The organism is Spirulina subsalsa FACHB-351, assembly GCF_026130165.1.
GTDB lineage: Bacteria > Cyanobacteriota > Cyanobacteriia > Cyanobacteriales > Spirulinaceae > Spirulina_A > Spirulina_A subsalsa_A.
Map to the genome: position 1 here is coordinate 1 of NZ_JAIHOM010000200.1, position 5,104 is coordinate 5,104.

Annotated in this window: 6 protein-coding genes; 2 read left to right on the forward strand and 4 right to left on the reverse strand. The window is 45.1% G+C overall.

Translation table 11 applies throughout. From position 1 onward, the window contains the following. A partial coding sequence (locus K4A83_RS23775; protein ID WP_407810268.1) for a zinc ribbon domain-containing protein occupies positions 1 to 212 on the forward strand: 212 nt, incomplete at its 5' end. A gap of 19 nt (positions 213 to 231) precedes the next feature. On the opposite strand, the gene K4A83_RS21845 is transcribed toward K4A83_RS23775, so the two are convergent. The 4 genes from K4A83_RS21845 to K4A83_RS21860 form a co-directional block, all read right to left on the reverse strand. Then, entirely contained in the window at positions 232 to 570 is a 339-nt protein-coding gene (locus tag K4A83_RS21845) for a hypothetical protein (RefSeq protein WP_265266831.1), read from the reverse strand. Between the two features lie 336 nt (positions 571 to 906). Then, a complete protein-coding gene (locus K4A83_RS21850) occupies positions 907 to 1,848 on the reverse strand; it encodes a glycosyltransferase family 2 protein (protein WP_265266832.1) in 942 nt (313 codons plus the stop codon). A gap of 422 nt (positions 1,849 to 2,270) precedes the next feature. Next, positions 2,271 to 2,732, reverse strand: coding sequence for a sugar 3,4-ketoisomerase (locus K4A83_RS21855; RefSeq protein ID WP_265266833.1), 462 nt, complete (start codon positions 2,730 to 2,732; stop codon positions 2,271 to 2,273). Further along, the gene (locus K4A83_RS21860; protein ID WP_265266834.1) at positions 2,680 to 3,780 is read right to left on the reverse strand and encodes a DegT/DnrJ/EryC1/StrS family aminotransferase; all 1,101 of its coding nucleotides are present in this window, start codon (positions 3,778 to 3,780) and stop codon (positions 2,680 to 2,682) included. The genes K4A83_RS21855 and K4A83_RS21860 overlap by 53 nt, the downstream gene beginning before the upstream one ends. Positions 3,781 to 3,994: 214 nt before the next feature. On the opposite strand from K4A83_RS21860, the gene K4A83_RS21865 reads away from it, so the two are divergent. Then, the coding region (locus tag K4A83_RS21865) for a DNA polymerase III subunit gamma/tau (RefSeq protein ID WP_265266835.1) at positions 3,995 to 5,104 on the forward strand (1,110 nt) is incomplete at its 3' end.

The following is a 5,104-nucleotide window of genomic DNA, read 5'->3' on the forward strand; positions in this document are numbered from 1 at the left end:
TCATCGACCCTTGGTATCCTTCCTCGAAAACCTGTTCGCATTGTGGGCATGTCCTTAAAGAGTTGGATTTGTCGGTGCGAGAATGGCGTTGTCCGTCCTGCCAATCTGTGAACGGGCGAGATGAAAATGCCGCTAAGAATATTCAAGCAGTTGGGGCATCAACTGTTGGGTTAGACGATGTTAGACGGGCAATGCCCGCAATCGCTGTTTGACCCCAGAATCCCCGCACCTTTAGGTCGGGGAGTATGTCAATGTCTTGTCGGTTTTCTGCTGCAAAATTTCCCACACACGCTCATGATCTTCTGGGGTGATGACGGGTTTTGTCCACTCCCCCTCATCAATAATAATCAATTTTTCTTTCCAAGGTCGTTTCGGATCTAAATGTAACCAATATTCTAAGTTGCCGCCCCAGATTCTCAATGCTCCTGCCCACCAAGTCATCTTTTCGGCTTCAATCTTCCGTATTCTACTATAGGGAATTCGTTTACTCCCCAAGGGAAAATAGTAGAAATGAATCGTGATGGCATCATCATCACAGATTATATATTCATCTTCGTACAATATAGTCATAGTTTAGATTCTGGGAATGTAGGTTAGATTGAAAAAAATCAACGGGCAAAAATGGCTAGAAAAAATTTGTAAAAAAGCCACTTTGTAGGCTTGACTATTGACTTTTGAGATGATATCATAGATAATGGGAATATGTGAGGTTTTAAAAAAGCTGCAAATATTCCCATTATGAAAATAATTAAAACAAAATCATCGACTAATATAATTATGCCAAACTTGCCCCATTTTGTCTAGAAAAATTCTAGAAAAATTTACCAGAAGGATGGCGCGGTAATGCTCTGTCCATTACCCATTGCCCAAGGCACATAAGCTTAACTTGTCAAAGTTCCCTATTACCTATTCCCTATTTCCCCCCTCAATCCGCTCCATTACAATATAAGCGGGACGCTTGCGGACTTCATCAAATACGCGCCATAAATACTCCCCAATCACCCCTAAAAAGATAAACTGAAAGCCGCCAATAATCAGCAGAACAATCATCAATGCTGACCAACCTTGTAGAGTAATTTGTAATGTTAAACGCTGAACAATGACCAAAATTCCATAGAAAAATCCCGTCGTTGCCAGAATAAGTCCTAAAACCGTACAAGCGCGAATGGGGAGATAGGAAAACTGAGTAATAACACTGACAGCTAACTCAACTTTTTTCCAAAAACTCCAGCCAGATTTGCCAATTTTTCGCTTTTGACGGTCATAAAATATCTGGGTTTGACGGAAACCACTCCAGAGGATTTGTCCACTAATATGGGAGTTTTTTTCCTGCATGGATAGTAATACATTGGCGACGGGACGGTTAATCATAAACATATCGGCTCCTGTTTTCGGCCAATCTGACCAAATTTTGTTCATTAAACGATGAAAGAGTTGGGAAAAAAGCCGATCTAAAAAACCATCGGCTCTGGTACGACGAACCGCCCAAACGACATCATAATTATCTTGAATTAGGCCAAAAAATTGACTAATTAACTCGGGGGGTTCTTGTAGGTCTTGGGCGAGAAAGGTAATATAATCCCCTCGGGCTTGTTGAATGCCTGCGAGAATGGCAATATAGGATTTAAAGTTACGAGCCAGTCGGATAGCCTGGAAGGAAAAATGCTCAGGTTTTAAGTTTTGAACGAGTTTAAATGTGTTGTCTTTAGAACCATCATCGACAAAGATAATTTCGGTTTTAAACTGTTCTTTATTCTGTTGTGCTAGTGTTTCTAAGCCTATAATGAGGGGAGGAAAAAGTTTTTCGGCGTAATAAAGGGGGACAATAATAGAAACAGTGGGTAGCATTGGTTTATGGGATGTTTTTGTGGTTATTTTAAGGTAAAGACCTAGGTTATTTGTAGGTTGGGTGAAGCGACAGTGCAACCCAACAAACGGTAACATTGGTTTATGGGATGTTTGTGTGGTTATTTTAAGGTAAAACCCTAGGTTATTTGTAGGTTGGGTGAAGCGACAGCGCAACCCAACAAACGGTAACATTGGTTTATGGGATGTTTTTGTGGTTATTTTAAGGTAAAGACCTAGGCTATTTGTAGGTTGGGTGAAGCGACAGCGCAACCCAACAAATTTGGCTATAGCGTTTCCAAATCTTTGATCAACTCTCAGAGACGTTTATCATCATACTTCAAGCTCATTGTAACGCTTGTATACTGTTCCCTGTTCCCTTTGCTGTCCCTTGTGGATTACAAAACTCAAATGGAAACGCTATATTAAGCTACAATTTTTAAAAAATCATCAAAGTTACGAATATAATCGGCTTCGGCATAGGGATGAGAAGCTAATACAACCAGAGCGGAGTTGTTGCGGTGTACTAAGTCTCCCCAGAGTAGGGGTTTTTGATAAAGTCCAATGGTGGGATCGTTTAATACAAAGATTTTCTGCTCGTAACCATCGGTTAATAAAACCTCGACTTCTCCCGATACACAAACTAATAATTGATGATGTTGATAATGGGCGTGTCCACCTCTTTGTTGCCCGTTAGGACAACCATAAACCCAGTAAGTTCTAGCAATGGGAAAGGGACAGGTTTGATTGCTTTCGGCAACGGCTAAATAACCTTGCTCTGGGGTGCCGAAATGGGGAAAATGGATGATTAAGTCGTCGTGGAGGGGGGAGGGATTACGCGCTGTAAAAGGTGCGGATTTGTTCAATAATGTAAGTTTGTTGTTCATGGGTTAAACCGGGATAAAGGGGTAAACTGAGTTCTTGTTGGGCGATTTGTTCGGTTCGAGGTAGATGGACTTGGGCCCAAGGGTAATCACGATAACAGGGTTGTTGGTGGGGGGGGATGGGATAATGGATAAGGGTTCCAATGCCTTGACGAGTGAGAAATTGTTGCAGGCGATCGCGCTCTGGAACCAAAAGCGGGAAGATATGATACACACTGTCTGGATTGTAGGCGACAACCTGCAAGGGTAAATCCTGTAAATTCTCAATATAATAGTGGGCCTGTCTTCTTCGTTCCTCATTGCGTTGGTCCAAGTGCTGCAAGCGCCAGCTTAAAATCGCCGCTTGTAGTTCATCTAAGCGACTGTTCCCCCCCTCAATCTCGTTATAATATTTACGCGGTGATCCATAATTCCGCAAGAGTCGCACCTTTTCCGCTAAGTCGGGATTAGAAGTTGTCACCGCTCCCCCATCCCCTAAACAGCCGAGGTTTTTGGTGGGGAAAAAACTAAAACCACTGGCATCCCCCCAACTGCCTACTCGTCTCCCTTCAACGGTGGCCCCATGACTTTGGGCGCAGTCATCAAACAAGAGTAAACCATAGGAGCGCGCAATTTTGGTTAATTCTGCTAGGTCTGCGGGCGCGCCGTAGAGGTGAACGGCGAGGATGGCTTTAGTTTGGTCATTTAGGGCGGTTAAGACCTGTTCTGGGTCAAGATTGAGGGTATCCAGACGAGGTTCTACTAAAACGGGGATGGCCCCGAGGGCGGTAATGGCGAGGATAGTGGCGATGTAGGTGTTGGCGGGGACAATAATGCGATCGCCTTCCCCTATCCCCGCTGCCCGTAACATCATCTGCAAAGCTTCTAAGCCATTCCCCACCCCCACACAATATTCCGCTTGACAATAGGCCGCAAAAGCCTGTTCAAAGGCCCTTACCCGGGGCCCCAGGATATACCACCCCGATTGAATCACCTCCGTCATAATGGCCAGCAGTTGGTCGTGATCTTGATAGGAATGAACAAGGTCAAGATAGGGAATAGACGGGTTCATAGTTTAGCCGTTTAACGAGAGAGCCATTGCAACCAAAAGATTCACCCTATCATAGGGCTTGCTGAGACAGTCTGCTTGTAGAGGAGTCGGGAATCATTATTAATTCCCCATTCCCCAACCTTGACCAGTTAATAAATATTTTTAGTACAAAAAGCCTAATTAAAATTCAAACAGGTTTACAATAATATAGAAAATCTGTTGCTATTGTTGCCCCATGTCCTACGAACCCCTGCATCACAAATATCGACCCCAAACCTTCGCAGAATTAGTAGGACAAGAGGCGATCGCACAAACCCTAACCAATGCCCTCAACACCTCCCGTATTGCCCCCGCTTACCTATTTACCGGGCCCCGAGGAACCGGGAAAACCTCCTCCTCCCGCATCCTCGCCAAATCCCTCAACTGCTTAAAATGCGATCGCCCCACCCCCACCCCTTGCGGCCAATGTGAAACCTGTCGTCAAATCACCCAAGGTTCCGCCATGGACGTGATCGAAATTGACGCCGCCAGTAACACCGGAGTAGACAACATCCGAGAAATCATCGAACGCGCCCAATTTGCCCCCGTCCAATGTCGTTACAAAGTATATGTCATCGATGAATGTCATATGCTCAGTGTTCCCGCCTTTAATGCCCTCCTCAAAACCCTAGAAGAACCCCCGCCCCGCGTCGTCTTTGTCCTCGCCACCACCGACCCTCAACGAGTTTTAACCACCATTATTTCCCGATGTCAACGCTTCGACTTTCGCCGAATTCCCCTCACCGCAATGGTCAAGCACTTAACCCAAATTGCCCAAAACGAAGCCATTTCCATTGCAGCCGATGCCCTAACCCTAGTCGCCCAAATTGCCAACGGCGGCCTAAGAGATGCCGAAAGTTTATTAGATCAACTTAGTCTTTTATCCGGTGAAATTACCGTCGAAAAAGTCTGGGACTTAGTAGGAGCAGTCCCAGAACAAGACCTTTTAAAACTGATTCAATCCATCCGAAGCAATCACATTGAAGCCGTCATTACCCAATGCCGTCATCTCATGGATCGAGGACGAGAACCCCTCATCGTCCTACAAAATCTAGCCACCTTTTATTTAAACCTACTCCTCGCCAAAACCTCCCCCCAAAATTCAGAGTTAGTCGCCGTTACTGCCCCCACTTGGCAAGCATTATGTGAAGAAGCCAAACATTGGCCCCTCGAAACCATTTTACAGGGACAACAAAAACTCAAAGACAGTGAAATTCAACTCAAAAACACCACCCAGCCCCGTCTCTGGTTAGAAGTCACCCTCTTAGGACTCTTACCCTCCGCCCTCACCCCTCCCCCTGCCCCC

Bases quoted from the DNA above. Each gene is read 5' to 3' on its own strand.
- K4A83_RS21860 (WP_265266834.1), bottom strand. From the start codon at position 3,780: ATGAACCCGTCTATTCCCTATCTTGACCTTGTTCATTCCTATCAAGAT.
- K4A83_RS21845 (WP_265266831.1), bottom strand. From the start codon at position 570: ATGACTATATTGTACGAAGATGAATATATAATCTGTGATGATGATGCC.
- K4A83_RS21850 (WP_265266832.1), bottom strand. From the start codon at position 1,848: ATGCTACCCACTGTTTCTATTATTGTCCCCCTTTATTACGCCGAAAAA.
- K4A83_RS21855 (WP_265266833.1), bottom strand. From the start codon at position 2,732: ATGAACAACAAACTTACATTATTGAACAAATCCGCACCTTTTACAGCG.